The organism is Sphingomonas sp. 66-10 (assembly GCF_001897045.1).
Taxonomy (GTDB): Bacteria; Pseudomonadota; Alphaproteobacteria; order Sphingomonadales; family Sphingomonadaceae; genus Sphingomonas; species Sphingomonas lycopersici.
This window is the reverse complement of the sequence record NZ_MKRR01000111.1, coordinates 189,881-212,787: the sequence shown is the minus strand read 5'-3', so window position 1 is coordinate 212,787 and position 22,907 is coordinate 189,881. Positions and strand designations below refer to the sequence as shown.

Annotated in this window: 23 protein-coding genes; 10 read left to right on the top strand and 13 right to left on the bottom strand. The window is 67.5% G+C overall.

What is annotated here, in order from left to right:
• From ilvC to miaA, 4 genes are all read right to left on the bottom strand, one after another.
• The coding region (gene ilvC / locus BGN95_RS11860) for a ketol-acid reductoisomerase (RefSeq protein WP_286772701.1) at window positions 1-783 on the bottom strand (783 nt) is incomplete at its 3' end.
• Between the two features lie 80 nt (window positions 784-863).
• Window positions 864-1,379, bottom strand: coding sequence for an acetolactate synthase small subunit (ilvN, locus tag BGN95_RS11855; protein ID WP_179511444.1), 516 nt, complete (start codon window positions 1,377-1,379; stop codon window positions 864-866).
• A 68-nt stretch (window positions 1,380-1,447) separates the two neighbouring features.
• On the bottom strand, window positions 1,448-3,193 hold the full coding sequence (locus BGN95_RS11850) for an acetolactate synthase 3 large subunit (protein WP_286772700.1): 1,746 nt from the start codon (window positions 3,191-3,193) through the stop codon (window positions 1,448-1,450).
• Between the two features lie 78 nt (window positions 3,194-3,271).
• The gene (gene miaA / locus BGN95_RS11845) at window positions 3,272-4,198 is read right to left on the bottom strand and encodes a tRNA (adenosine(37)-N6)-dimethylallyltransferase MiaA (RefSeq protein ID WP_286772699.1); all 927 of its coding nucleotides are present in this window, start codon (window positions 4,196-4,198) and stop codon (window positions 3,272-3,274) included.
• Between miaA and serB the strand changes: the two genes are divergently transcribed.
• On the top strand, window positions 4,191-5,072 hold the full coding sequence (serB, locus tag BGN95_RS11840) for a phosphoserine phosphatase SerB (RefSeq protein ID WP_286772698.1): 882 nt from the start codon (window positions 4,191-4,193) through the stop codon (window positions 5,070-5,072). The genes miaA and serB overlap by 8 nt on opposite strands.
• 118 nt (window positions 5,073-5,190) lie before the next feature.
• On the opposite strand, the gene BGN95_RS11835 is transcribed toward serB, so the two are convergent.
• Window positions 5,191-6,171 (bottom strand): SPOR domain-containing protein, encoded by a 981-nt coding sequence (locus BGN95_RS11835; RefSeq protein WP_286772697.1) that lies wholly within the window; start codon window positions 6,169-6,171, stop codon window positions 5,191-5,193.
• Window positions 6,172-6,408: 237 nt separating this feature from the next.
• On the opposite strand from BGN95_RS11835, the gene BGN95_RS11830 reads away from it, so the two are divergent.
• The 3 genes from BGN95_RS11830 to BGN95_RS11820 are packed head-to-tail and all read left to right on the top strand — an operon-like array spanning window position 6,409 to window position 8,902.
• Window positions 6,409-7,125, top strand: coding sequence for an AAA family ATPase (locus BGN95_RS11830; protein ID WP_265269168.1), 717 nt, complete (start codon window positions 6,409-6,411; stop codon window positions 7,123-7,125).
• The gene (locus tag BGN95_RS11825; protein ID WP_502688284.1) at window positions 7,125-7,589 is read left to right on the top strand and encodes a hypothetical protein; all 465 of its coding nucleotides are present in this window, start codon (window positions 7,125-7,127) and stop codon (window positions 7,587-7,589) included. Before BGN95_RS11830 ends, BGN95_RS11825 begins: the two co-directional genes overlap by 1 nt.
• Before the next feature lie 14 nt (window positions 7,590-7,603).
• On the top strand, window positions 7,604-8,902 hold the full coding sequence (locus tag BGN95_RS11820; RefSeq protein WP_286772696.1) for an SPOR domain-containing protein: 1,299 nt from the start codon (window positions 7,604-7,606) through the stop codon (window positions 8,900-8,902).
• Between the two features lie 108 nt (window positions 8,903-9,010).
• Here BGN95_RS11820 and BGN95_RS11815 read toward each other — a convergent pair whose 3' ends face one another.
• The 4 genes from BGN95_RS11815 to BGN95_RS11800 are packed head-to-tail and all read right to left on the bottom strand — an operon-like array spanning window position 9,011 to window position 12,802.
• Window positions 9,011-10,225, bottom strand: coding sequence for a dihydroorotase (locus BGN95_RS11815; protein WP_179511450.1), 1,215 nt, complete (start codon window positions 10,223-10,225; stop codon window positions 9,011-9,013).
• Window positions 10,222-11,205: an aspartate carbamoyltransferase catalytic subunit gene (locus BGN95_RS11810; protein WP_265269172.1), complete on the bottom strand. Its 984-nt coding sequence runs from the start codon at window positions 11,203-11,205 to the stop codon at window positions 10,222-10,224. Before BGN95_RS11810 ends, BGN95_RS11815 begins: the two co-directional genes overlap by 4 nt.
• A 44-nt stretch (window positions 11,206-11,249) precedes the next feature.
• Window positions 11,250-11,708: a Holliday junction resolvase RuvX gene (gene ruvX, locus BGN95_RS11805; protein ID WP_179511452.1), complete on the bottom strand. Its 459-nt coding sequence runs from the start codon at window positions 11,706-11,708 to the stop codon at window positions 11,250-11,252.
• On the bottom strand, window positions 11,705-12,802 hold the full coding sequence (locus BGN95_RS11800) for a DUF3089 domain-containing protein (RefSeq protein ID WP_286772695.1): 1,098 nt from the start codon (window positions 12,800-12,802) through the stop codon (window positions 11,705-11,707). Before BGN95_RS11800 ends, ruvX begins: the two co-directional genes overlap by 4 nt.
• A 95-nt stretch (window positions 12,803-12,897) precedes the next feature.
• On the opposite strand from BGN95_RS11800, the gene gatC reads away from it, so the two are divergent.
• From gatC to BGN95_RS11785, 3 genes are all read left to right on the top strand, one after another.
• Window positions 12,898-13,185 (top strand): Asp-tRNA(Asn)/Glu-tRNA(Gln) amidotransferase subunit GatC, encoded by a 288-nt coding sequence (gatC, locus tag BGN95_RS11795; RefSeq protein ID WP_179511454.1) that lies wholly within the window; start codon window positions 12,898-12,900, stop codon window positions 13,183-13,185.
• 58 nt (window positions 13,186-13,243) lie between these two features.
• Window positions 13,244-14,728: an Asp-tRNA(Asn)/Glu-tRNA(Gln) amidotransferase subunit GatA gene (gene gatA / locus BGN95_RS11790; RefSeq protein WP_286772694.1), complete on the top strand. Its 1,485-nt coding sequence runs from the start codon at window positions 13,244-13,246 to the stop codon at window positions 14,726-14,728.
• Window positions 14,729-14,914: 186 nt separating this feature from the next.
• Complete coding sequence (locus BGN95_RS11785; protein WP_265269175.1) at window positions 14,915-15,877, top strand: glycosyltransferase; 963 nt, start codon at window positions 14,915-14,917, stop codon at window positions 15,875-15,877.
• Here BGN95_RS11785 and BGN95_RS11780 read toward each other — a convergent pair whose 3' ends face one another.
• Window positions 15,878-16,678, bottom strand: coding sequence for an FkbM family methyltransferase (locus BGN95_RS11780; protein ID WP_286772693.1), 801 nt, complete (start codon window positions 16,676-16,678; stop codon window positions 15,878-15,880).
• A gap of 151 nt (window positions 16,679-16,829) precedes the next feature.
• Here BGN95_RS11780 and gatB point away from each other — a divergent pair, with 151 nt between their 5' ends.
• From gatB to BGN95_RS11765, 3 genes are all read left to right on the top strand, one after another.
• Window positions 16,830-18,281, top strand: a complete 1,452-nt coding sequence (gatB, locus tag BGN95_RS11775) for an Asp-tRNA(Asn)/Glu-tRNA(Gln) amidotransferase subunit GatB (RefSeq protein WP_286772692.1) — start codon at window positions 16,830-16,832, stop codon at window positions 18,279-18,281.
• A 73-nt stretch (window positions 18,282-18,354) separates the two neighbouring features.
• Window positions 18,355-19,017: a hypothetical protein gene (locus BGN95_RS11770; RefSeq protein WP_286772691.1), complete on the top strand. Its 663-nt coding sequence runs from the start codon at window positions 18,355-18,357 to the stop codon at window positions 19,015-19,017.
• Window positions 19,014-19,922 (top strand): hypothetical protein, encoded by a 909-nt coding sequence (locus tag BGN95_RS11765; RefSeq protein ID WP_286772690.1) that lies wholly within the window; start codon window positions 19,014-19,016, stop codon window positions 19,920-19,922. Before BGN95_RS11770 ends, BGN95_RS11765 begins: the two co-directional genes overlap by 4 nt.
• A gap of 33 nt (window positions 19,923-19,955) precedes the next feature.
• Here BGN95_RS11765 and moaB read toward each other — a convergent pair whose 3' ends face one another.
• The 3 genes from moaB to BGN95_RS11750 form a co-directional block, all read right to left on the bottom strand.
• A complete protein-coding gene (gene moaB, locus BGN95_RS11760; RefSeq protein WP_179511461.1) occupies window positions 19,956-20,480 on the bottom strand; it encodes a molybdenum cofactor biosynthesis protein B in 525 nt (174 codons plus the stop codon).
• 110 nt (window positions 20,481-20,590) lie between these two features.
• Entirely contained in the window at window positions 20,591-22,426 is a 1,836-nt protein-coding gene (locus tag BGN95_RS11755) for a lytic transglycosylase domain-containing protein (RefSeq protein WP_286772689.1), read from the bottom strand.
• The coding region (locus BGN95_RS11750) for a uracil-DNA glycosylase family protein (protein WP_286772688.1) at window positions 22,423-22,907 on the bottom strand (485 nt) is incomplete at its 5' end. The genes BGN95_RS11755 and BGN95_RS11750, both read right to left, overlap by 4 nt.

The following is a 22,907-nucleotide window of genomic DNA, read 5'->3' as shown; positions in this document are numbered from 1 at the left end:
GGTGATGTCGCCATATTCGGCGGTGTTGCTGATCGAATAGCGCATGTTGGCGATGCCGCCCTCATACATCAGGTCGACGATCAGCTTCACTTCGTGAAGGCATTCGAAATAGGCCATTTCCGGCGCGTAGCCGGCCTCGACCAGGGTCTCGAACCCGGCCTGGATCAGGTGGCTGAGCCCGCCGCACAGCACCGCCTGCTCGCCGAAAAGATCGGTCTCACACTCTTCACGGAAATTAGTCTCGATGATCCCCGAGCGGCCGCCGCCGACGCCCGAGGCATAAGCGAGCGCGATATCGTGCGCATTGCCGCTGGCGTCCTGGTGGATCGCGATCAGGCAGGGGACGCCGCCGCCGCGGGCATATTCGCTGCGCACGGTGTGGCCCGGGCCCTTCGGCGCGATCATGATCACGTCGATATCGGCGGGCGGCTCGATCAGCCCGAAATGGACGTTGAGGCCATGCGCGAACGCAATCGCCGCGCCGGGGCGCATATTGCCCTTGATGTCATTTTCCCAGATCGCCGCCTGATGCTCGTCGGGGGCGAGGATCATCAGGATATCGGCCCATTTCGCCGCTTCCTTGTTCGACATGACCTTGAAGCCGGCGCCTTCGGCCTTCTTCGCGGTGGCCGAGCCCTCGCGCAGCGCGATCGCGATTTCCTTGACGCCCGAATCGCGCAGGTTCTGCGCATGGGCGTGGCCCTGCGAACCATAGCCGACGATGGCGATCTTCTTGCCGGTGATCAGATTGAGATCGGCGTCGCGATCGTAATAGACACGCATTGTTCAGTTCCTCTTGCGATGTGCTCCCGCGAAGGCGGGAGCCCAGACTGGGTCCCCGCCTGCGCGGGGACACATGGATTTCAGGCCGCCTCGCGCCCCCGTGAAATGGCGACGATGCCGGTGCGGGCGACCTCGATCAGCCCGACTTCGCCCATCAGTTCGACGAACTTGTCGATCTTCTCGATGCTGCCGGTCACCTCGAACACGAAGCTCGACGTAGTCGCATCGACCACCCGCGCGCGATAGACGTCGGCGAGCCGCAGCGCCTCGATCCGGTGGTCGCCGGTGCCGCGCACCTTGACCAGCGCCAGCTCGCGCTCGACGTGATCGCCCTCCGCGGTCAGATCGTGGACGCGGTGGACCGGCACCAGCCGATCGAGCTGCGCGACGATCTGCTCCAGCGTCGCCGGGCTCGCCGAGGTGACGATCGTGATCCGGCTGACCTGCTTGTCGGCGGTGATCTCGCTCACCGTCAGGCTTTCGATATTATAGCCGCGCGCGGTGAACAGGCCGGCGATCCGGGCGAGGATGCCCGGCTCGTTGTCCACGATCACCGCCAGCGTATGGCGTTCGGCGGTTTCTTCCTTGATGTGCACCGATTTCGTCACCCCGGCGGCGGCCGGGGTCTCCCTGTTGTAGAGCTATCCCTTGCGACGCCGGCGCGTCACACCAGCGCCTTGGCCTCGTCGTCCATGATCCCCGAAACCTCGGTCGCCTGCAGGATCATGTCGGTGTGCGCCGCGCCCGAGGGGATCATCGGGAAGCAATTGGCGAGCTTCGCCACGCGACAGTCGACGATTACCGGTCCGTCATAGGCCAGCATCTCCGCGATGCCGGCGTCGAGCTGGTCGGGCCGCTCGATGCGGATGCCTTTCCAGCCATAGGCTTCGGCGAGCTTGACGAAATCGGGCAGCGCATCCGAATAGCTTTCGGAATAGCGGCTCTCATAGGTCAGCTCCTGCCACTGGCGGACCATTCCCATATATTCGTTGTTGAGGATGAAGATCTTCACCGGCAGGCGATATTGCGTCGCGGTGCCGAGCTCCTGGATGTTCATCTGGATCGAGGCTTCGCCGGCGATATCGATCACCAAGGCATTGGGATTGCCGAGCTGCGCGCCGATCGCGGCGGGCAGGCCATAGCCCATCGTGCCAAGACCGCCCGAGGTGAGCCACTTGTTCGGGCTCTCGAAACCGAAATGCTGCGCCGCCCACATCTGGTGCTGGCCGACCTCGGTGGTGATGATCGGCGCTTTGGCATGGGTCGCCTCCCACAAGGCCTTGATCGCGCGCTGCGGCATGATCTCCTTGCCGTTTTCCGGGAAATCGAGGCTCTTGACCGCGCGCCAGCCGTCGATCCGGCGCCACCATTCGGCAATATCGGGCTTGGGATGCTGGCGCGATTTCCAGATGCGCAACATGTCTTCCATCGCATGGCCGGCATCGGCGAGGATCGGCAGATCGATCCGCACCGTCTTGTTCATCGACGAACGGTCGACGTCGATATGCACCTTGCGGCTGTTGGGGCTGAAGGCATCGAGCCGCCCCGTCACGCGATCGTCGAACCGCGCGCCGATCGCGACGATCAGATCGGCCTGGTTCATCGCCAGATTGGCTTCATAGGTGCCGTGCATCCCGAGCATCCCCAGCCATTGCGGGCTGGAAGCGGGGAAGGCGCCGAGCCCCATCAAGGTCGAGGTGACCGGCGCGCCCGTCACCTTGGCCAGCTCGCGCAGCAGCTGGCTCGCCGCCGGGCCGGAATTGACCACGCCGCCGCCGGTATAGAAGATCGGGCGCTCGGCCGCCGCGAGCATGTCGACCAGTTGCTCGATCTCGCCGCGGTCTGCCTTGACCGGCGGGCGATAGGTCTTGTGCTGGATCGGGCCGGGCTTGGCGTAGCGCGCGGTGGCGACCTGCACGTCCTTGGGGATGTCGATCACCACCGGGCCGGGGCGGCCCGAGGTGGCGATATGAAACGCCTCATGGACGATCGAGCCGAGCACCGCCGGGTCTTTCACCAGATAATTGTGCTTGGTGCAGTGGCGGGTGATGCCGACGGTATCGGCCTCCTGAAAGGCGTCGGAACCGATCAGATGCGTCGCCACCTGGCCGGTGATCACCACCATCGGGATCGAATCCATCAGCGCATCGGTGATCCCGGTGACCGCGTTGGTCGCGCCGGGGCCGGAGGTGACGAGCACCACGCCGGGCTTGCCGGTCGAGCGCGCATAGCCCTCCGCCGCATGCGTCGCCGCCTGTTCGTGGCGGACGAGGATGTGGCGAATGCGCTTCGAGCGGAAGATCGCGTCGTAGATCGGAAGGACCGCGCCCCCTGGATAGCCGAAGATGACCTCCACGCCGAGATCGCACAGCGCCTCGACCAGGATGTCTGCTCCGCTCTTCTCAGCCACGTCGGTCACTCCTCTTTCATGCTGCGCGAGCGAATAGCCCGTGCGAGCAGCGGGCGCTAGGGTATCAAAAATTACGCGTCAAGGATTAATGTTGAAATATTGTTTCAAATTGTCTTTCGGCACCTGCGAAATACGCGGCCAATCGGCCGGGGGCTGGTGGCGGAACCAGGTATATTGCCGCTTGGCGTAGCGTCGCGTGGCGAGTTGCGCCGCGGCAAGCGCCGCCTCGCGGGTCAGCGCGCCGGCGAGCATCGCGGCGATCTCGGGCACGCCGATCGCGCGGCGCACCGGGGCGTCGGAGGGCAGATCGGTGCGGGCGAGCAGCGCTGCGACCTCCTCGACGCCGCCGTGGTCGAACATCTCGACGAGGCGCGCGTCGCAGCGTGCGACGAGTTCCGCACGCTCGGGGAGCAGGATCAGCGGGTGAAGCTCGATCGACCCGCCGATCCCGCCGCTGCGGGTCGCCTGCCAATCGGCGAGCGTGCGTCCGGTCGAGCGCACCACCTCGAGCGCGCGCGCGACGCGGGTGGTATCGGCGGGGGCGAGGCGCGCGGCGGCGGCGGGATCTTCGCGGGTGAGCGCCTGATGCGCGTCGGCGACGGGCATCGCGCGAACCTCAGCGCGGACCGCCGCGTCGATCTCCGGCACCGGCGCGATCCCCTCGAGCAGGGTGCGCAGGTAGAGTCCCGTTCCCCCGACGAGGATCGGCAAATGCCCTTCGCGATGCGCCGCGTCGATCGCCGCGCCTGCATCGGCCGCCCATTGCGCCGCGGAGCAGGCCGCCGCGCCGTCGCGATAGCCGAACAGATGATGCGGCACGCGTGCTTCGTCGGCGGTGTCGGGGCGGGCGGAAAGGACGCGCAGATCGCGATAGACCTGGCTCGCATCGGCATTGATCACCACGCCGTCGGCATTTTCCGCGAGCGCGATCGCCAGCGCGGACTTGCCGCTGGCCGTCGGCCCTGCGATGAGCGCGACCTTCTTGTTGGAGGCAGGATTGTTCACGGCGACGCTGATAGCAACGGGACGGCTCACCACCCAAATCCTGCATGACGCGCTCGATCGGCTCGACGCGGCGGGCTGCGTGCCGAGCGGGGTCGGCTGGCTTGACGACGGCGATGCGGCCGATGTGCATTTTGATGAGGCGCCCGATGCGGCCCGCGCGGTGTTGGAGGGCGCGTTCGAGCGGGTCGATGTCGTGGTCCAGCCGATGGCCGGGCGCGAGAAGCGGCTGCTCGTTGCGGATATGGATTCGACGATGATCACCGTCGAATGTATCGACGAGCTCGCCGATTATGCCGGGATCAAGCCCGAGATCGCCGCGATCACCGAGGCGGCGATGCGCGGCGAGCTCGATTTCGCCGCCGCGCTCGATGCGCGGGTCGCCTTGCTCAAGGGGCTGGGCGCCGACGCGATCGAGCGGTGCCGCGTCGAGCGGGTGACCTTGATGCCCGGCGCCGAGACTTTGGTGAAGACGATGCGCGCGCGTGGCGCGACCGCGATCCTCGTCTCGGGCGGGTTCACCGCTTTCGCCGAACCGGTGGGGGCGGCGATCGGGTTCAACCGCGTGATCGCCAACCATCTGGAGATCGGCGACGGGCAATTGCGCGGGACGGTGACCAAGCCGATTGTCGATTCATCGACCAAGGAACGCACCCTGCGCGAGGCACGCGCCGAACTGGGGCTCGCCGACGCCGCGACGCTCGCGGTGGGTGACGGGGCGAACGATCTGGCGATGATCAACATCGCGGGGCTGGGGGTCGCCTATCACGCCAAGCCGATCGTCGCGGAAGCGGCAGCGGCGCGGGTCGATCACGGCGATCTCACCGCCTTGCTCTGGGCGCAGGGGATCGCACGGAAGGATTGGGTGACCGAGTAAAGGATCGGCCCAATGAATTGGGAAAACCTCCGTTCGGGCTGAGCTTGTCGAAGCCCTGCACTTTTCTTCCGCGGAGGACGGGCAGCCTTTCGACAAGCTCAGGGCGAACGGTTCATGGTTACTGGGCAACCACCACGCACGGCACGCCGGCCTTGCTGCACGCGGCCTGCGCCGCGGCGTGGCTGGCGAAGCCGGTCGCCTGCAACCGGGTGACCTCGCCCGCCTTGGCATAAGCGACCCGCCCGCCGGTCTTGCCACCGACCTTGCCCCACAATGCACGGGCATTGGCCTCGTCGCGGAAGGCGCCGAGCTGGATACGCCAGTTGCCGCCGGTCGCCGCCACGGGTTCCTTCGGCTTGGGCTTGGTTTCCTTGACCACGGCGTGCGCCACCTTCTCCGGCGCCCGGCCAGGGGGCGAATAGCTCGCGCCCGGCGGCGCCTTTGCCATCGCTCTCGTGGGCGAGGCGACGGGCAGTTCGAGCGGAGCGGTGCGCGACGGGTTGGTCGCCGCGGCGAGCCGGCGCGTATGGCCCTCGCTCTCGATCTTGCTCGCCAGTTCGGTGCCCTTCTGGCGCTGCTCAGCGGAAATATATTGATCCATCTGCGCCAATGTCTGCGACGCCTGCGCCAGCCCCTGCCGCGACGAGCGCGAGACGAGCGCATAGGCGCGCACCCAATCCTTTTTCACCGCATCGCCGTTGAACAGCATCGTCCCCAGCACCAGCTCGGTGCGCTTCTCGTCACGCGCGACCGATTTTTCGAGCCACGGCACCGCATCGGCCTTGCGCCCCTCCTGGAACAGCATCAGCGCATAATTGTCCTCGGCCTGCGCATGGCCCTGCGCGGCGGCCTTGCGGAACCATTCGATCGCCTGCGCCTGATCGGTCGCGACCCCGCGCCCAAGCTTATAGGCCTGCCCCATGTTGAACTGCGCATCGGCATCGCCTGCGATCGCCGGGCCGCGCCACTCGGCGACCGCTTTGTCGTAATCGCCGCGGCTCCAGGCATCGACGCCCGCCTTCACATCGGCCAGCGCCGGCATCGCCCCCGCCACCGTCATCGTCAGCAGCGCCGCCGCGCCGAGATACGCAACCCTCATCGCCTCGACCCCAATTCCCGCCGTTTCAATACCATGCCCCAAGCCTTGGCATGGGGCAATCATGAGGGCAAACGAGGGTTAACCAAAGCGCGCGTCTCATCGCGCGCGGCGGCCGATTGGTCTCGATCGCGGCGTTTCAAACGCAAGGTCGGCGCCGGAACATCCCGGCTTCATTTACCTTTCTTTATCCCCGCGCATGTCATTTCGGTCCGCGAACAGGCGGATTTTGGGGGATACATGCGCGTTCTGGCTATGGCGTCGCAAAAGGGAGGCTCGGGCAAGACCACCTTGTCGGGCCACCTGGCGGTGCAAGCGCAGCTTTCGGGCGCAGGCCCGGTGGTGCTGATCGACATCGATCCGCAGGGCTCGCTCGCCGATTGGTGGAACGAGCGCACCGCCGAATATCCCGCCTTCGCGCAGACCACCGTCGCGCGGCTCGCCGCCGATCTGGAGGTGCTGCGCCAGCAGGGGTTCAAGCTCGCGGTGATCGATACCCCGCCGGCGATCACGATGGCGATCCAGAGCGTGATCCAGGTCGCCGAACTGATCGTCATCCCGACGCGTCCGAGCCCGCACGATTTGCGCGCGGTGGGGGCGACGGTCGATCTGTGCGAGCGCGCGGGCAAGCCGCTGATCTTCGTCGTCAATGCCGCCACCCCCAAGGCGCGGATCACCGGCGAGGCGGCGATCGCGCTGTCGCAGCACGGCACGGTCGCGCCGATCACCGTCCACCAGCGCACCGATTTCGCGGCGTCGATGATCGACGGCCGCACCGTGATGGAGGTCGATCCCAAGGGCCGCTCCGCTGCCGAAGTCACCGCTTTGTGGGACTATATCTCCGACCGGCTGGAGAAGAATTTCCGCCGCACGGTCTTTTCCGTGCCCAGCCCGGTCACCGGCTTCGCCGCCGCGCGGCCCGCAGCGACCGGCTTCGGCCGGCGGGTGGTGGGCTGATGCTGAGTTCGCCAAAGCCGCTCGCCTCGCTCTCGTCGGGGCTGCTCGCGCGCAAGGGGCAGGCCCGCCCTGCGATGCGCCCGCAGGGGTACGCCAATCTCGCCAGCGCGGGTGACGCGCTGGGCTGGAACGACATGGGCGATGCGCCCGCCGTCGCGCCCGCGCCGCCGGTGCTCGCCGAGCGGGGAGCGCTGCGCGAGGAGGTCGAGCGCGCGCCGGCGCCGGCCGCGATCCACGTCTCGGTGGCGACCGCAGTGCGGCTCCGTCGCGAAACCGCGCACCGCCGCAAGGCCGCCTTCACCTTGCGGCTCGACGAGGATCGCCATCTGCGGCTCCGCCTCGCCTCGGCGACGCGCAACCGTTCGGCGCAGCAGATCGTGACCGAGGCACTGGACGCCTTCATCGCCAGCCTGCCGGAAGTGGAGACGCTCGTCGCGCAGCTCCCGCCGCGCAAGAAGCGCTGATCGGAGCAATCGACATGGTCTTGAGGATTCGGGCGATCGCCGGCCTTGGCCTCCCGGCGTTGATTTTCGGCAGCACGCTGGTCGGTTGCGCGCATGACAGCGGCGGGATCGCCGCCGCCGGGAGCCGCGCCGTGATGCGCAGCGAAGAACGCGCCGCAGCGAATGCGGCCAAGGCGCGCGAGGCGCTCGAACAAGGGAGGCCGGCCGAGGCCGTTTCGCTTGCCGAGGCGGCGGTTGCGATGCAGCCGGTCGATGCGCGCTATCGCATGTTGCTCGCGCAAAGCTATCTCAAGGCAGGGCGCTTCCTCTCGGCCGAGGCGGCCTATGGCGACACGTTGAAGCTCGCGCCGGGCGATGCGCGCGCGGCGCTCAATCTGGCGCTGGCGCAGATCGCGAGCGGGCATATGGCGGCGGCGCTGACCACGCTGGATACGCATCAGGCACTGATCAACCCGGCCGATCGCGGGCTCGCGCTGGCGCTGGCCGGCGACGCGGAGGCGGGCGTACAGGTGTTGACCGCCGCCGTCCGTTCCCCGGATGCGACCGCCAAGGCGCGGCAGAATCTCGGGCTCGCGCTCGCATTGTCAGGGCATTGGATCGAGGCGCGCAGCATGGCGGGGATCGATCTGTCGCCGACCGAGGCCGACGAGCGGGTCATGCAATGGGCGGCATTCGCCAAACCCGATCATGCGTCCGATCAGATCGCCGCGCTGCTCGGGGTGAAAGCGGCGAAGGATCCGGGGCAACCGGTTGCGCTGGCGCTCAACGCGTCGGTGCCGGTTGCCGTGGCGAAGGCCGAACCCGTCCAGGTGTCGCAGCCGGTGCCTGCCGCGGTTACGGCGTCTGCCCCTGTTGTTGTCGCATCCGTGCCGTCACCCGTGGTGCCGAGGATCGTCTTTGCGCCACGCGTCGAGGTGGTTCAGGCCGTGCCGCCGACGATCCCCTACAAGCGCCCGGTCGTTACCGCGCGCGCCGATGTGGCGCCCCGTCGTCCGGCACCTTTGCGGGCGGCGCAGAAGGGCGACTGGTTCGTCCAGATCGGCGCTTATGATTCGGCCGGGGCCGCGAAGAGCGCATGGTCACGTGCCCAGCAGCGTTACGCGGGGTTTGCGCGCGAGGCGCCGACGGGGATGACCGTCAAAGCCGGCGGTCGCGAATTCTATCGCCTGTCGGTCGGCGGCTTCGCGCGTAGCGATGCGGAGGCCACCTGCCGCGCCTATCGTGCGAAGGGCGGCACATGCTTCGTCCGCACCGGGGCGGGCGACCAGACCGCGGCGTGGAGCAAGGGTAAGGTGCAGATCGCGGCGCGGTAAGCGGGGCCTCTCAACCGTTCGGGCTGAGCCTGTCGAAGCGCTGTCCTTTTCTTCGCAATGAAGAAGGACAGCCCTTCGACAAGCTCAGGCCGAACGGAGCGGGAGTTGCTACCCTAGTTCGCGCCCGCCCTTGAAGATCCGGCGGACGCAGCCTTGTACCGGCAGGCCGTCGAATGGCGTATTGCCGGCGCTTCCTGCCAGCGCCTCCGAATCGATCAGCCACGGCGCCTGGACGTCGATCAGGATCACGTCGCCCGGCGCGCCCGGCGTCAGCACACCTGCCTCGACCCCCAACACCCGCGCCGGATTGCGCGCGAGCAGCGCGAACAGCCGATCGAGGGGGAGCCCCTGGTCGCGCGCAAGCCCCAGCGCGAGCGCGAGCAGCGTCTCCGCCCCCGAGGCACCGGGGCTCGCGTCCGCATAAGGCAGGCGCTTTTCCTCAGGTCCGCGCGGGTCGTGGCCCGAGCACAGCACATCGATCGTCCCGTCGGCCAGCGCGGCGAGCGCGGCGCGGCGATCCTCCTCGCTGCGTAGCGGCGGGGAGAGAAGCGCGAAGGTGCGGAAATCGCTCATCGCGATATCGGACAGCAGCAGGTGCGCGGGGGTGATCCCGCACGTCACCTTCACCCCGCGGCGCTTGGCCGCACGCACCAGATCGAAGCCCGCGGCGGTGGTCACCTGCCGGACGTGGATCGTCGCGTCGGCATCCTCCGCCAGCATCAGATCGCGCGCGATCGCCAGCGCTTCGGCGACCGCCGGCGCGGACGGCAGCCCGAGGCGGGTCGCGGTCTCGCCGCTCGTCGCGACCGCGTCGCCGGTCAGGCCGGCATCCTCGGCATGCGTGATCAGCGCCAGCCCGAGATCGCGCGCATAATCGAGCACGCGCCGCATCACCCCCGAATCGGCGATCCAGCGCCGCCCGGTGCCCACCGCGCGCGCGCCGGCCGATTCGCAGATCGCCATTTCGGCGAGCTCCGTGCCTGCCAGCCCACGCGTCGCGGCGGCGATCGGGTGGATCCACAGATCGGGCCGCCCGATCAGCGCCGAGCGCTGGACGATCCCCGGTTCGTCGAGCACCGGGGATTGATCGGGCATCAGCCCGACACGGGTGATCCCACCGGCGCGGAACGCCGCGCGGTCGATCGCCGCGACGCCGAGATCGACGATCCCCGGCGCGAGCACCAGCCCGTCGCAATCGATCACCGTCGCGCCCTCAGCGGGCGCGGCCGCGATCATCCCGTCGGTGACATAGAGGTCGCCGCGCCGCTCGCCGCCCGCGGGGCAGACGATCCGCGCGTCGCGGAAATGCAGCGGCGCGGTCATGCCCAGCCCTCCACGCCGCGCGCGCGGCGCGTCAGCACGTCGAGGCAGGCCATGCGCACCGCCACCCCCATCGCCACCTGCTCGGTGATCGCCGAGCGCTCGGCATGATCGGCGACGCTCGAATCGATCTCGATCCCGCGGTTCATCGGCCCCGGGTGCATCACCAAAGCATCGGGCTTGGCGCGCGCCAGCCGCTCGGGGGTAAGCCCGTAACGCAGGCGATATTCGCGCGGGGAGGGGACATAGCCGCCCGACATACGCTCCGTCTGGAGGCGGAGCATCATCACGACGTCAGCCCCTTCCAACGCCGCGTCGAAATCGGTGAAGGCGGTGACCCCCATCCGTTCGATCGCCGGGGGCATCAACGTGGTCGGCGCGCAGACCCGCACCTCGGCGGCGAGCGCAGTGAGCGCCAGGATGTTCGATCGCGCGACCCGGCTGTGAAGCAGATCGCCGCAGATCACGACGCGCTGATGCGCGATCGCGCCGCGGCGGCGGCGGATCGTCAGCGCGTCGAGCAGTGCCTGGGTCGGATGTTCGTGGCGCCCGTCGCCGGCGTTGAGCACCGGGCAATCGACCTTGTCCGCGATCAGCCGCACCGCCCCCGACGACATGTGCCGGATGACGATCACGTCGGCGCGCATCGCGTTGAGCGTCATCGCGGTATCGATCAGCGTCTCGCCCTTCTTCACGCTCGATTGCGCGGCGTGCATGTTGACCACATCGGCGCCGAGCCGCTTCCCCGCGATCTCGAACGAGAGCAAGGTGCGGGTCGAATTCTCGAAAAAGGCGTTGATCTGGGTTAGCCCGGCGAGGCGCTTGTCGGGAGCGGCATGCTCGGCGTTGGGCATGATCCACCGTTCCGCTTCGTCGAGCAGGAACATGATTTCATGCGGTTGAAGGCCCTCGATCCCGGTGAGGTGGCGGTGCGGGAAAACGGCGCCGCCGGGGATCAGGGTGGCGGGGCGGTGGTCCGACATGTCAGGCATCGAAGCCGGGCGGATAATAGCCGGATGCCGCGCAGTCAAACCCGGACCAGCGCATCGATCGCCCCCTGCAGGATATAAGCGGCGGCCATCTTGTCGACCAGCTCGGCGCGCTTGGCGCGGCTGGCGTCCTGCTCGATCAGCGTGCGCGTCACCGCCTGGGTCGACCAGCGCTCGTCCCACAGCAGGATCGGGCCGAGATCGGCGAGGTTGCGCGCAAAGGCGCGGGTCGACTGGCTGCGCGGGCTTTCGCTCCCGTCGAGGTTGATGGGGAGCCCGATGACGATCCCCGTCACCGCCTGCGCGCTCATCAACTCGGCGAGCGCGGCCTTGTCCTTGGTGAATTTGGTGCGGCGGATCAGCAACGCGGGGCTGGCGAAGGTCCATTGCGCGTCGCACAAGGCGGTGCCGATCGTCTTGGTGCCGACATCGAGACCGATCAGCCGCCCGCCGTGCGGCAGCGCCTCGCGAAATTCGGCGGCGGCGAGGGTGATCATTTCGCCGCCAGCCGCCGCGCCGCGTCCGCGCGGACATCGGCCCAGAACAAGGCGTAATCGTAGACGTGGTAATTGTTGCCCGGCAGCACATAGGGGCCGAGCTGCGGCGCTTCGCCGATCAGCAGGAAGCCGCGCCCGGCGCAGCGCGCGGGTACTTCGCGCGGTTTGGCGGTCGCACCCGACATGTCCTGCGCCGGGAACAGCGTGCCGTGGTTGGCGCTGGCGGGCGCGGTGGCGTTGGCGGTGCCGGTCAGCGGGTTGGTGCAGACCATTCGCGTGCCGCGGCGCGGCTTGCCGTCGAGCCCGGTCGAGGCGTCGAACGTGTCGAGAATAAGGGTCGGATCGGCGGGCTCGGCGAAGCTTTGCCACGACAAGAGGCAGCCGCGCTGATCGGGCGCGGTGCATTCGGGCAGCCCGAGTGCCGGCAGATCGGCGGTGCGGCTCACCGGCCAGCCGACGACATAGGCCGCAACGACGCGCTTCATGAGCGGCGTTCCCGCAACACGCTCGCGGAGCAGCCGGGTGAGGTGCAGCGCGCCCTGACTATGTCCGGCGAGGATGATGGGGCGATCCGGCCCGACCGCCTTGAGGAACACGTCGAATGCCTGGGTCACGTCGCCATAAGCGAGATCGAGCGCGCGCTGCGCCTCGGCCTTGCCGGTCATGAACGCACCGAACGTCGCCTGACGGTAGCGCGGCGCCCAGATGTCGCCGGCGGCGTTGAACGCGCTCGCCTGTCCGCGGAGGTACAAGGCGGCGCGCTCATTGGCCTCCTTGTCGTCGAGCGCCGCGTTCCAGTGGTCGCGTTCGAGATAGGAGGTGGGGTGGATGAAGAAGATCGCCGCGCCTTGCCCCGGCTTCGGCTTGTAGCCCGGCGGGGTCCAGAGCGCGGGATTGTCCTTGATGTCCGGCCGCGCCAGCCACATCTTGGCCAAGTCATAGCTATTGCCGGGCAGTGCTGCCTGGGGCTCGAACGTGCCGGTGGGAACGAACCGCCAGCGGATCAGCTCATTGCCCCAGATGCGGAACACGAACGCCGCGATGATCACCAGCGCGGTGACAAAGGCGACGACATAAAGGAATTTGCGGGCCATCGCGCGCCTGCCTGCCCCAGCGGGGCGGCCTGCGCAATGGTCGGCGCGAAAGGCGGGCATTGCCTTTGCGCGCCGCACAATGGTAGCGGCGGCGCATGTCAGTCGACACCGCCACCGTGAAGAAAGTCGCGAGCCTCGCCCGGATCGCGATCGACGATGCCGCCGCCGAGCGGCTCGTGCCCGAATTGAACAATATCCTTGGCTGGATCGAACAGCTCGGGGAGGTCGACACGCAAGGTGTCGCGCCGATGACCGCGGTGATCCCCAATACGCTGCGCCTGCGCGACGATGTCGTCACCGATGGCGGTATCCGCGACGCGGTGCTGGCCAATGCGCCGGCGGCCGAGCACGGCTTCTTCACCGTGCCGAAAGTGATCGAATGACGATCACCGATCGCCATTCGATCCTCCAGCATCACGTCCGTTTCCGGGGCAAATTCGCATGACCATTCTTACCGACCTCGGCATCCGCCAGATTCGTGACGGCGTGCGCGCCGGCGAGTTTTCCGCGCGGGAAGTGGCGGACGCCTTCATCGTCGCGGTGAGCCGCGCCAAGCCGCTCAACGCCTTTCTCGTCGAGACCCCCGATCACGCGATCGTCGCCGCCAATGCCGCGGATGCGGCGCGCGCCGCCGGTGAAGCGCTCAAGCCGCTCGCCGGGGTGCCGATCGGGATGAAGGATCTGTTCTGCACCAAGGGCGTGCCGAGCACCGCGGCGAGCCACATCCTCGAAGGCTTCACGCCGACCTACGAATCGACCGTATCGCAGAAATTGTGGGATGCCGGCGCGGGGATGCTCGGCAAGCTCAACATGGACCAGTTCGCCATGGGCTCGTCCAACGAGACCAGCGCGTTCGGCAACGTCGTCTCGCCTTGGCGACGCAACGACGGCGGCAATGCCGCGCTCGCCCCGGGCGGATCGTCGGGCGGGTCGTCGGCGGCGGTCGCCGCGCGGATCGCGCCGGGCGCGACCGGCACCGATACCGGCGGCTCGATCCGCCAGCCCGCCGCCTTCACCGGGATTTCGGGGATCAAGCCGACCTATGGCCGCTGCTCGCGCTGGGGGGTGATCGCCTTCGCCTCGTCGCTCGATCAGGCCGGGCCGATGGCGCGCGACGTGCGCGATTGCGCGATCATGCTCGAGGCGATGACCGGGTTCGATCCCAAGGACGCCACCTCGCTCAACCTGCCGGTGCCGACGTGGGAGGCGAATCTCAATGCCAGCCTTGCCGGCAAGCGCGTCGGCGTCCCGCGCGAATATCGCGTCGACGGGATGCCGGCGGAGATCGAGGCCTTGTGGCAGCAGGGGATCGAATGGCTGCGCGATGCCGGCGCCGAGGTGGTCGAGGTATCGCTGCCGCACACCAAATATGCGTTGCCGGCCTATTACATCATCGCCCCCGCCGAAGCCTCGTCGAACCTCGCGCGTTATGACGGGGTGCGTTACGGGCTGCGCGACCTGCCCGACGGCGCGAATTTGCAGCAAATGTATGCCGCGACGCGCGCCGACGGCTTCGGCGACGAGGTGAAGCGCCGCATCCTGATCGGCACCTATGTGCTCTCGGCCGGCTTCTACGACGCTTATTACACCCAGGCGCAGAAGGTCCGCACGCTGATCGCGCGCGATTTCGAGGCCGCGTGGGAGAAGTGCGACGTGCTGCTGACCCCGACCGCGCCTTCCGCCGCCTTCGCGCTGGGCGAGAAGCAGGCCGATCCGCTCGCGATGTACCTCAATGACGTGTTCACCGTGCCCGCCAGCCTTGCCGGCCTGCCCGCGATGAGCGTGCCGGGCGGGGTGGATGCGGCGGGGCTGCCGCTCGGGCTGCAGATCATCGGCAAGCCGCTCGACGAACAAAGCGTACTCGACGCCGCACTGGCGATCGAGGAGCGCGCCGGCTTCGTCGCGCGGCCGCATGCATGGTGGTGATCTGACGCTGGGTGCCCCCGGAAGCGATCGTGCGGACGGTGAAACATCTGTCGGCTGTGGCGTTTTTACGACCTGCGAGGTTGCCACCGCATCCTCGATCCGTAGGTTAAGGACTGATTATCCTGCGGAGCAGCAATGTTAGGGGAAGCGACGATCGACTATCTTGATCGCCCGACGGCGAAAGCTGTGGCTTCGCGTCTGACCGGGCGGATCGGGCTGTTGTCGAACGCCAATCTTTCGCCGTGGATCAATTGGAGCACGCTCGCTCCGCCCTTGTTTCACGAGATCGGCAAGCTGACCGATAGCGTGGAGATTGCACCCCCGCCGTTGCGCTCAGGACGAATCGGGGGCTGGGCCGGGGCGCTCGGCCAAGCATGGTCGGTCCGCCACATGTTCCAGTTCCAGTCGTCATCGAAGCCCGAAACGCCGCTGCTGCTCGTGTCGGCGATGCGCGGGCTGGTTCATCGTGCGGCATTCGTCGTCGATCCGTGGCGGCCGCAGCTGAAGAAGATCGCGATCGGCGCGCGGCTGCAGCGGCTCGATCACGTTTTCATCCCCTATCACGAGGCATGGGAAGAGCTGTCGCGCGGCGGCGCGGACGAGCGCTATCACTGGCTGCCGTTCGGGATCGATACCAATGTGTTCGACAGCCACGCGGCGACGCGTGACGTCGATATCTATTGGATGGGCCGGCGCTACGATCCGCTGCACCGCGCGTTGCTCGATTACAGCGAGCGGAACGGTCTCAATTACGCTTATACCGGCAAGATCAGCATGTTCGACGATCCGGCGGCGCTGGGCCATTTCGTCAGCCGGTGCCGCTATTTCGTGGTGACGCCGCCCGATCTCGACAATCCGGTGCGCACTGGCGGGTTCAGTCCGTTGGTGATGCGCTACCTTGAGGGGTTGGCGGCGGGGTGCCGGCTGCTCGGTGTCTTGCCGAAAAGCGGGGAGTTCCAGAATTTGCTGCCACGCGATGCGATCCTGGAAGTCGCGCCGGACGGGCACGATCTGGCGGAAAAACTGGCGTTCGATGCGACGAACACGGCGGGGTGGGAAGCGTCGGCAGCCGCGACCCGCCTGGTCCGCGAGCATCACGGCTGGTCGGCGCGCGCACATTCGATCGTCAACGCGCTCGCGGCGGGTTGATCAGCGTGGGCTCGACAATAGCGCCAGCAGGTCGGGCTCGCGCGTCGCGATCATGTTTCCCATGCGGAAATTCTCGTCGGCGTAGCTGTAATCCCTGAACTCGACGTGGTGCGGGTAGAGCCTGCCGATCTTATATCCGCATGCCGCGAGCATGGCGCTGGTCTGGTAGAGCAAGCGGCCGGCGGGAATCCAGGTATCGCCATATTCGAACTGGATCATCCTTGGCGCGCGATCTCCGCCGAGCAATTGGTTCGCGCCGTCGAGCACGAAGGCATCATGCCCTTCGACGTCGACCTTGAGCAGATCCGGCGGCGGCGCGCCCTCCGCGATCAACTGGTCGATTGTGCTGACCGGGCAGGTGATCGTTTGGAGGTCGCCGCCCGCGAACCATTTGCTGCTCGAACGCGGGGTGATCGAATTGGTCGTGTCATGATCCTTGTTCCAGGTGACCTCGACCGATCCCGCCGCATCGGACAGCCCGATATTGCGGATCGTCAGCCAATCCGCATCGCGATGCCGCGCGGCCAGCAATTCGGCGATCGGCGGAAGGATCTCGAAACTGGTGACCCGTGCCGTCGGCATCGCGCTATGCACCGCATCCGCCCATTCGCCGTGATGCGCGCCGACGTCCCAGATCGTCAGCGGGCGGGCACCGGCCCATTGCGCGAAACATTGTATCGCGAAACGCTCGCCGTTGCGGTCGAACTCGAAAAAAGCGTCATTGTGCCAGGCGCGCAAGTATTTTTCGCATATCACCGCGATGCCCTTGATCGGCGCGCTGCGCCGGTGGGAACGGATCATCTGGCGTGCTGTTCGTCCCAGCATGCTTTCACCCTCTCTTGTTCTCCCCGGCCGCTATGGGCATAGCCGATCTGCGAACGGCGGCGAGAGGCCAATGGGGCCACTCGGGGCTTTTGAAAGCCGTACCGTCGGGAATATTGCGGAAAGACAGATGAACGAGTTCAGGATCAAGGGCGCCACCGGCGATTGGGAAGTCGTGATCGGCCTTGAGGTGCACGCCCAGGTCACGTCGCAGGCGAAGCTGTTTTCCGGCGCGGCGACCGCGTTCGGCGCCGAGCCTAACACCCAGGTCAGCCTGGTCGACGCGGCGATGCCGGGGATGCTGCCGGTGCCCAACCGCGAGTGTATCCGCCAGGCGGTGCGCACCGGGATGGCGATCGATGCCGCGATCAACAAATGGTCGCGGTTCGATCGCAAGAATTATTTCTACGCCGATCTACCGCAGGGCTATCAGATTTCGCAGCTTTATCATCCGCTTGTCGGTGAAGGCTCAATCGAGATCGAGGATGGCGACGCGATCAAGACGATCGGGGTGGAGCGGATCCACGTCGAGCAGGATGCCGGCAAGCTGATGCACGATCAGCATCCGACGCGCTCCTATGTCGACCTCAACCGCTCGGGGGTCGCGCTGATGGAAATCGTCAGCCGCCCGGACATGCGCTCGCCGGCGGAGGCCGGGGCCTATCTGCGCAAGCTGCGCGCGATCCTGCGTTATGTCGGGTCGTGCGACGGCAATATGGAAGAAGGCTCGATGCGCGCCGACGTCAACGTCAGCGTGCGCAAGCCCGGGGAACCGTTCGGCACGCGGACCGAGACCAAGAACGTCAATTCGGTGCGCTTCGTGATGGCGGCGATCGAGCATGAGGCGCACCGGCAGGTCGACGTGCTCGAATCGGGTGGGACGATCGTGCAGGAGACGCGGCTGTTCAATCCCGACACCGGCACCACGCGGTCGATGCGCTCGAAGGAAGATGCGCATGATTACCGCTACTTCCCCGATCCGGATCTGTTGCCGCTCGAACTCGACGATGCGTTTCTCGAGGAATGTCGCGCGTCGCTGCCCGAACTGCCGGACGCCAAGCGCAAACGCTACGAGGCGCTCGGGATCACCGCTTACAACGCCGGCGTGCTGACCGCCGAGGTCGAGACCGCGCGCTGGTTCGATGCGCTGCTGGAGGCCGGCGTGGCGCCGGTGCCCGCGTCCAACTGGGTGACGGGCGAATTGTTCGGCGCGCTCAACCGGATCGGCAAGGGCATCGAGGAATCGCCGATCCTGCCGGGGCAGGCGGCCGAATTGCTCGCGCTGGTGGCGGACGGCACGCTGTCGGGCAGCCTCGCCAAGCAGGTGTTCGAGGTGATGCTCGAAACCGGTGATGCGCCGGGCAAGATCGTCGAGGAGCGCGGGCTCAAGCAGACCTCCGATACCGGGGCGATCGAGGCGGTGATCGCCGACGTGCTGGCGAAGAACCCCAACCAGCTCGAACAATATCGCGCGGGCAAGGAGGCGCTGTTCGGCTTTTTCGTCGGCCAGACGATGAAGGCGATGGCGGGCAAGGCCAATCCGCAGGTGGTTAACGACTTGTTGCGCAAGGCGCTTGCCTGAGCGGTTGAACCGCGTTTAGCATTTCCTCCGTCGACGGCGCACGGGAGCGTCGTCGCACCGGGGGAAATGTTGAATGACAACAGGAGTAGGATCGCGCGTCGCCGCGTTGCTGGCGGCGGGCGTGTTATGCGTCGCGTCGGTCGCTGCGACGGCGCAGGAAACGCCGGCGGCGGCCGGGGCCGGCACGGCGACGCAGGCCTATCTGCCCGATAGCGCCTCGCCGTTCGGGCCGGTGGCGATTTCGAATGAGGATGCCAAGACGGTCACGATGCCGGCGCTGGCGTTCACCGAAACGCCCGCGGACGCCGATGATTTCGACAAATATTATTACTTCCACCGCGCCGACACCGATTTCGCCACCGCTTATGCCGATATCGTCGAATGCGACGGCTTCGCGCGCGGGCTGCGCGCGGTGGTAGCGGGAACCCCAACGGTTTACGTTCCGGGCAGCGCCGCCGGCGTCGCGGGCGGCATTATCGGAAGCGCCGTGATCGGGACGATATTCAACCGGATCAGCGCATCGGCGGAAATACGCCGGGTGCGGCGCGTGAACATGCGCCGCTGCATGAACTTCAAGGGCTATGCCCGCTATGGCCTGCCGAAGGGATTGTGGGAAGCGTTCAACTTCGAGGAGAGCTTCTCGGCGGTCGGCGCGGAGGAGCGCGCGCGCAATTTGAAACAACAGGCGCTCGTCGCTTCCGGCGCGAAGCCCACCGGGAAGGAGTTGGGGCTGTGAGAGGCGCGCTGTCCTGCGCGATCGCCGCGCTTTCGTTCGTCTCGCCCGCCGCGTTCGCCGCGACGCCGGCGTATGATTTTCAGGCCAGCGAGCCGGTGAAGGACAAGCCGACCGTCGCGCTGGCGAGCGATCGCGCTTATGTCTATCTGCGCAGCGCCGCCGCGATCCCGATCTATCTGGTGCGCGAGCCGGAAGGCGCGGACCTCGCGGCATATGACCGGTTTCGCGCTGCAGCGCTGGCCGAAGCGCGGGAGAAATATGCGAAGAAGCTCGCCGCCTATCAGGCGGAGGTGAAACAGGCCAAATCGGCGCCGGTAGGCACCTATGGCGTGGTCCCGCCGTTCAAGGACGTCGAGCCGACCGCGGAAAATTTCGAGGCCACGCCATTTTACATGCTGTCGAAGGTCGCGATCGGGCCGCTCAATCGCTTCGCCAAGGGAAGTAGCGGGGAATCGGCCTATCTCCACGCGCTCAAGCCTGGCACCTATCGGCTCTACGGTGCGATTGCGGAGACCGGCAATGCGATTACCGGCACCTGCCTGTGCATGGGAAGCGTCCGCTTCACCGCGCGTGCCGGCGAGGTGGTGGATATGGGGCGCGTCCTCATGGATGGCGGCCCCGGGATCAGCGCCGGCGATGTGATGAAGGCTGCGCTCACTTTCGGCCTGGCCGGGAAGCCGAAGGGAAAGAGCGCTATCGATGCCGAGGGCCTCGCGCTTGAGCCGGCGACGGCCGCGATACCGGTCGATCCGCGGCTCGCCGCGCTCAAGGTGCGCGCGGCGGACTTTCGTCCCAGTGGGAAGCTGCCGAACTATTATGGGCTGAGGATCGATCGATTGCCGGCGATCGCCGGGGTGATGCGCTACGAACGCGATCGGATCGTCGATCTGACCGCGGCGAAATGAACGAAGAGCGGGCGGCGCGGAAGGCGCTGCCCGCTATTCGATCAGCCGCGGCATCAGCTCGACGAAGTTGCACGGACGGTGGCGGCTGTCGAGCTGGTCGCGGAGGATGCCGTCCCACGCATCCTTCACCGCGCCGGTCGAGCCGGGCAGCGCGAAGATATAGGTGCCACGCGCGACGCAGGCGCAGGCGCGCGACTGGATCGTCGAGGTGCCGATCGTCTGGAAGCTCAGCCAGCGGAAGAGTTCGCCGAAGCCCGGGATCATCTTGTCGGCGACCCGCTCGACCGCCTCGGGGGTCACGTCGCGTCCGGTGACGCCGGTGCCGCCGGTGGTGATGATGCAATCCACCGTCTCGTCGTCGATCCAGCGGTGGAGCTGGGCGACGAGCACATCGGCGTCATCACGCAGGATCGCGCGTTCGGCTAGGTCGTGCCCCGCCGCGGTCAGCCGCTCGACCAACGTGTCGCCGGAACGGTCGTCCGCCGCGCTGCGAGTGTCGGAAACAGTGAGCACGGCAATGCGCACCGGGCGGAAGGGGCGGCTCTCGTCGATCGGCATAACGGCGGTGTTAGAACCTCCGTCACGCCAGCGAAAGCTGGGATCGTGTCCGCTGGGGTATCGCTGATGGCTTGAGATCCCAGCTTTTGCTGGGATGACGCGTGGTTAGGTCAACCCCCGCTTGGGCCGCCCGGGCTCACCGTGGTCGACGCCGCGCCGACGCGGCCGTCGACCGCGATCGCGGTTTGCGCGGTGGGCGCCTTGATCCGCACCGCGCTCGGGCCGGGAAGGCCGGGGAAGCGTGGCCACAATCCTTGCGCCAGCGCCGCGCGGCTGGCCGAGGTCGCGCGACCCGCCTGCGCCTCGTACATCCAGTAGTTGCGCAGCACGATCGTCACGTAGCCGCGGGTTTCCCAATAAGGGATGCTCTCGATGTAGAGCAAAGGATCGCCGCCGTCGTGGACCAGTGCGTTCCAGTCCTGCACCGGCTTCGGCCCGGCGTTATAGGCCGCGATCACCTTGGGCAGCAGCCCCTGGGTCAGCCCCATGTCGCGGAGCTTTTCGAGGTGGCGCTGGCCGATATCCACATTGGTCGAGGGCCGGGTCAGCGCGGTGCGGTCCACCGTCATCCCGCGCTCGCGCATATAATCGGTCGCCGCGGCGGGCATGATCTGCATCAGGCCATAGGCGCCGGCCGCGCTGACCACCTTGTTGCGGAACCCCGATTCCTGCAGCGTGTGCGCCCATACCAAGGCCTTGTCGACGCGCCAGCCGGTATCCGGGGTCCAGTTCGGGGTCGGATAGCGCGCTTCGGCCGTCGCGGTGACGCCCTGCGGGCAATTGTGCGCCAGCCACACCACGCTCGCCGGCAGGTCCATCTGCTCGGTCACGCGGATCAGCGCGGCGAATTCATTGGGGGCGCCGATCCGCGCCTGTTGCCGGATCACCTGATCGGCGGCCTCATTCTCGCCGACCTCGACCAAAGCGGCCGCGACGCGCACGTTCGGGCGGCGTTCGAGCTGCGCCCAATCGGCGGTGAGGCGCTCAGGCTGGGCGGCGCGCGTCGTCATCCCCAGCGCCTGCCGCGCGAGCTGCCCGTAGAAAGCCTCGCGATATTGCGCCGCGTTCTTCAGCCGCGGCTCGACGCGATCGGGGCGGCCGCAGCGCATATCGGCGCGCGCCGCCCAATACAGCCCCGCCGCGCGCAGATCGATGTCGCCGGCGCGGGTCGAGACGCCCTCGAAGCCGTTCGCCGCTGCCGCGCAATCGCCGGTGCGCCACGCCGAGAGCGCGGAGGTCCAGCGCGCCTGCACCGCCCAGTCGCCATAGCCGGTCGCGCCGCGATCGCCGAGCCGCCGGGCATCGGCGTCGAGCCCCTGGAGGAAATAGATCCACGCGACGCGCGCGGTCCATTCGGTCTGCGCCTCGGGCGAGAGACCGCTGGTCGAATCGAGCAGCGCCTCGGCCTCGCGCCCCATATCGGCCTTCACATAAGGCTGCATCTGCGCCGCGAGCGTCGCGGCGATCTGGTCGCTGCGCGTCGCCTTGGCGCGGATGCGGTTGGGGGCGCCGTCCTGCCAGATCAGCCGCTGTGCACCGGGAAGCGGAGGCAGATCGGTCGCGCCACGCGCGCGGGCGAGCCGGGTGAGCGCCTCGGCCTGCGGCAATTCAGGGGCCTCGGTGAGCAATTTGACCAGCGCGTCGAGCTCGACGCGCGGCGACCCCTTGGCGGTGTAAAGCTCGGCCAGCGCATAGCTGTGGAGCGGCCCCGGCGCCATTGCGGCGAGCCCGAGCTGCGCATCCTGCCAGCGTTGCTCGCGGATCGCGGCGAACACCGCACGATAGCCGCTGCGCTGTTCGGGGGTGAGTTGCGCCGGGATCGCCGATCGCGCGGCGGAAAGGGTGGCGGTAGCAGAAGCGGAAGCCGCAGCGGACGGCAGGGGATCGGCCGTGGCAATCCCCGTCGCCAGCGCGGCAAAGCCCGCTGCGACGAATTTCGCAATCACGCCTGCAACCCCCCGATCAGCAACTGTAGGTCCCTCCACGCATCGGCCTTCGCGGCCGGGCGTTCCCGCAACAGACGCGGGTGATGGCTGGCCACCACCTCGGTCCTTCTTCCACCTTTATGTTCAACAAGGTGCAAACGCCCACGGGTTTCCGCGACATCCGCCGCCAGCAACGCACGACTCGCCGCATTTCCTAGCGCGAGCAGCCTTTTCGGGGCGACCAGCGCGACATGATGGCGGGTGATTTCGAACAATGCCGCCTCGGCTTCGCGCGGCACGCGGCCGGCGATCGGTCGTGCCGCGGCGACCGCCGCGAGATGCACCTGGGCGCGGGTCAATCCGATCGCCGCGAGCATCCGATCGAACAATCGCGCCAGCTCGCCCGAGAGCAGAGCGTCGCGGTCGTCGCGTTCGGGGCAATCGACCAGGATCATCACATCGGCGACCGCGGGACCGCTCGCCGGAACGAGCGCGCCGCCCC

Excerpts from the sequence above, each read along its gene's own strand:
- BGN95_RS11835 (WP_286772697.1), bottom strand. The coding sequence starts at position 6,171 with ATGAGGGTTGCGTATCTCGGCGCGGCGGCGCTGCTGACGATGACGGTG.
- BGN95_RS11830 (WP_265269168.1), top strand. The coding sequence starts at position 6,409 with ATGCGCGTTCTGGCTATGGCGTCGCAAAAGGGAGGCTCGGGCAAGACC.
- BGN95_RS11825 (WP_502688284.1), top strand. The coding sequence starts at position 7,125 with ATGCTGAGTTCGCCAAAGCCGCTCGCCTCGCTCTCGTCGGGGCTGCTC.
- BGN95_RS11820 (WP_286772696.1), top strand. The coding sequence starts at position 7,604 with ATGGTCTTGAGGATTCGGGCGATCGCCGGCCTTGGCCTCCCGGCGTTG.
- BGN95_RS11815 (WP_179511450.1), bottom strand. The coding sequence starts at position 10,225 with ATGACCGCGCCGCTGCATTTCCGCGACGCGCGGATCGTCTGCCCCGCG.
- BGN95_RS11810 (WP_265269172.1), bottom strand. The coding sequence starts at position 11,205 with ATGTCGGACCACCGCCCCGCCACCCTGATCCCCGGCGGCGCCGTTTTC.
- ruvX (WP_179511452.1), bottom strand. The coding sequence starts at position 11,708 with ATGATCACCCTCGCCGCCGCCGAATTTCGCGAGGCGCTGCCGCACGGC.
- BGN95_RS11800 (WP_286772695.1), bottom strand. The coding sequence starts at position 12,802 with ATGGCCCGCAAATTCCTTTATGTCGTCGCCTTTGTCACCGCGCTGGTG.
- gatC (WP_179511454.1), top strand. The coding sequence starts at position 12,898 with ATGTCAGTCGACACCGCCACCGTGAAGAAAGTCGCGAGCCTCGCCCGG.
- gatA (WP_286772694.1), top strand. The coding sequence starts at position 13,244 with ATGACCATTCTTACCGACCTCGGCATCCGCCAGATTCGTGACGGCGTG.
- BGN95_RS11780 (WP_286772693.1), bottom strand. The coding sequence starts at position 16,678 with ATGATCCGTTCCCACCGGCGCAGCGCGCCGATCAAGGGCATCGCGGTG.
- gatB (WP_286772692.1), top strand. The coding sequence starts at position 16,830 with ATGAACGAGTTCAGGATCAAGGGCGCCACCGGCGATTGGGAAGTCGTG.
- BGN95_RS11770 (WP_286772691.1), top strand. The coding sequence starts at position 18,355 with ATGACAACAGGAGTAGGATCGCGCGTCGCCGCGTTGCTGGCGGCGGGC.
- moaB (WP_179511461.1), bottom strand. The coding sequence starts at position 20,480 with ATGCCGATCGACGAGAGCCGCCCCTTCCGCCCGGTGCGCATTGCCGTG.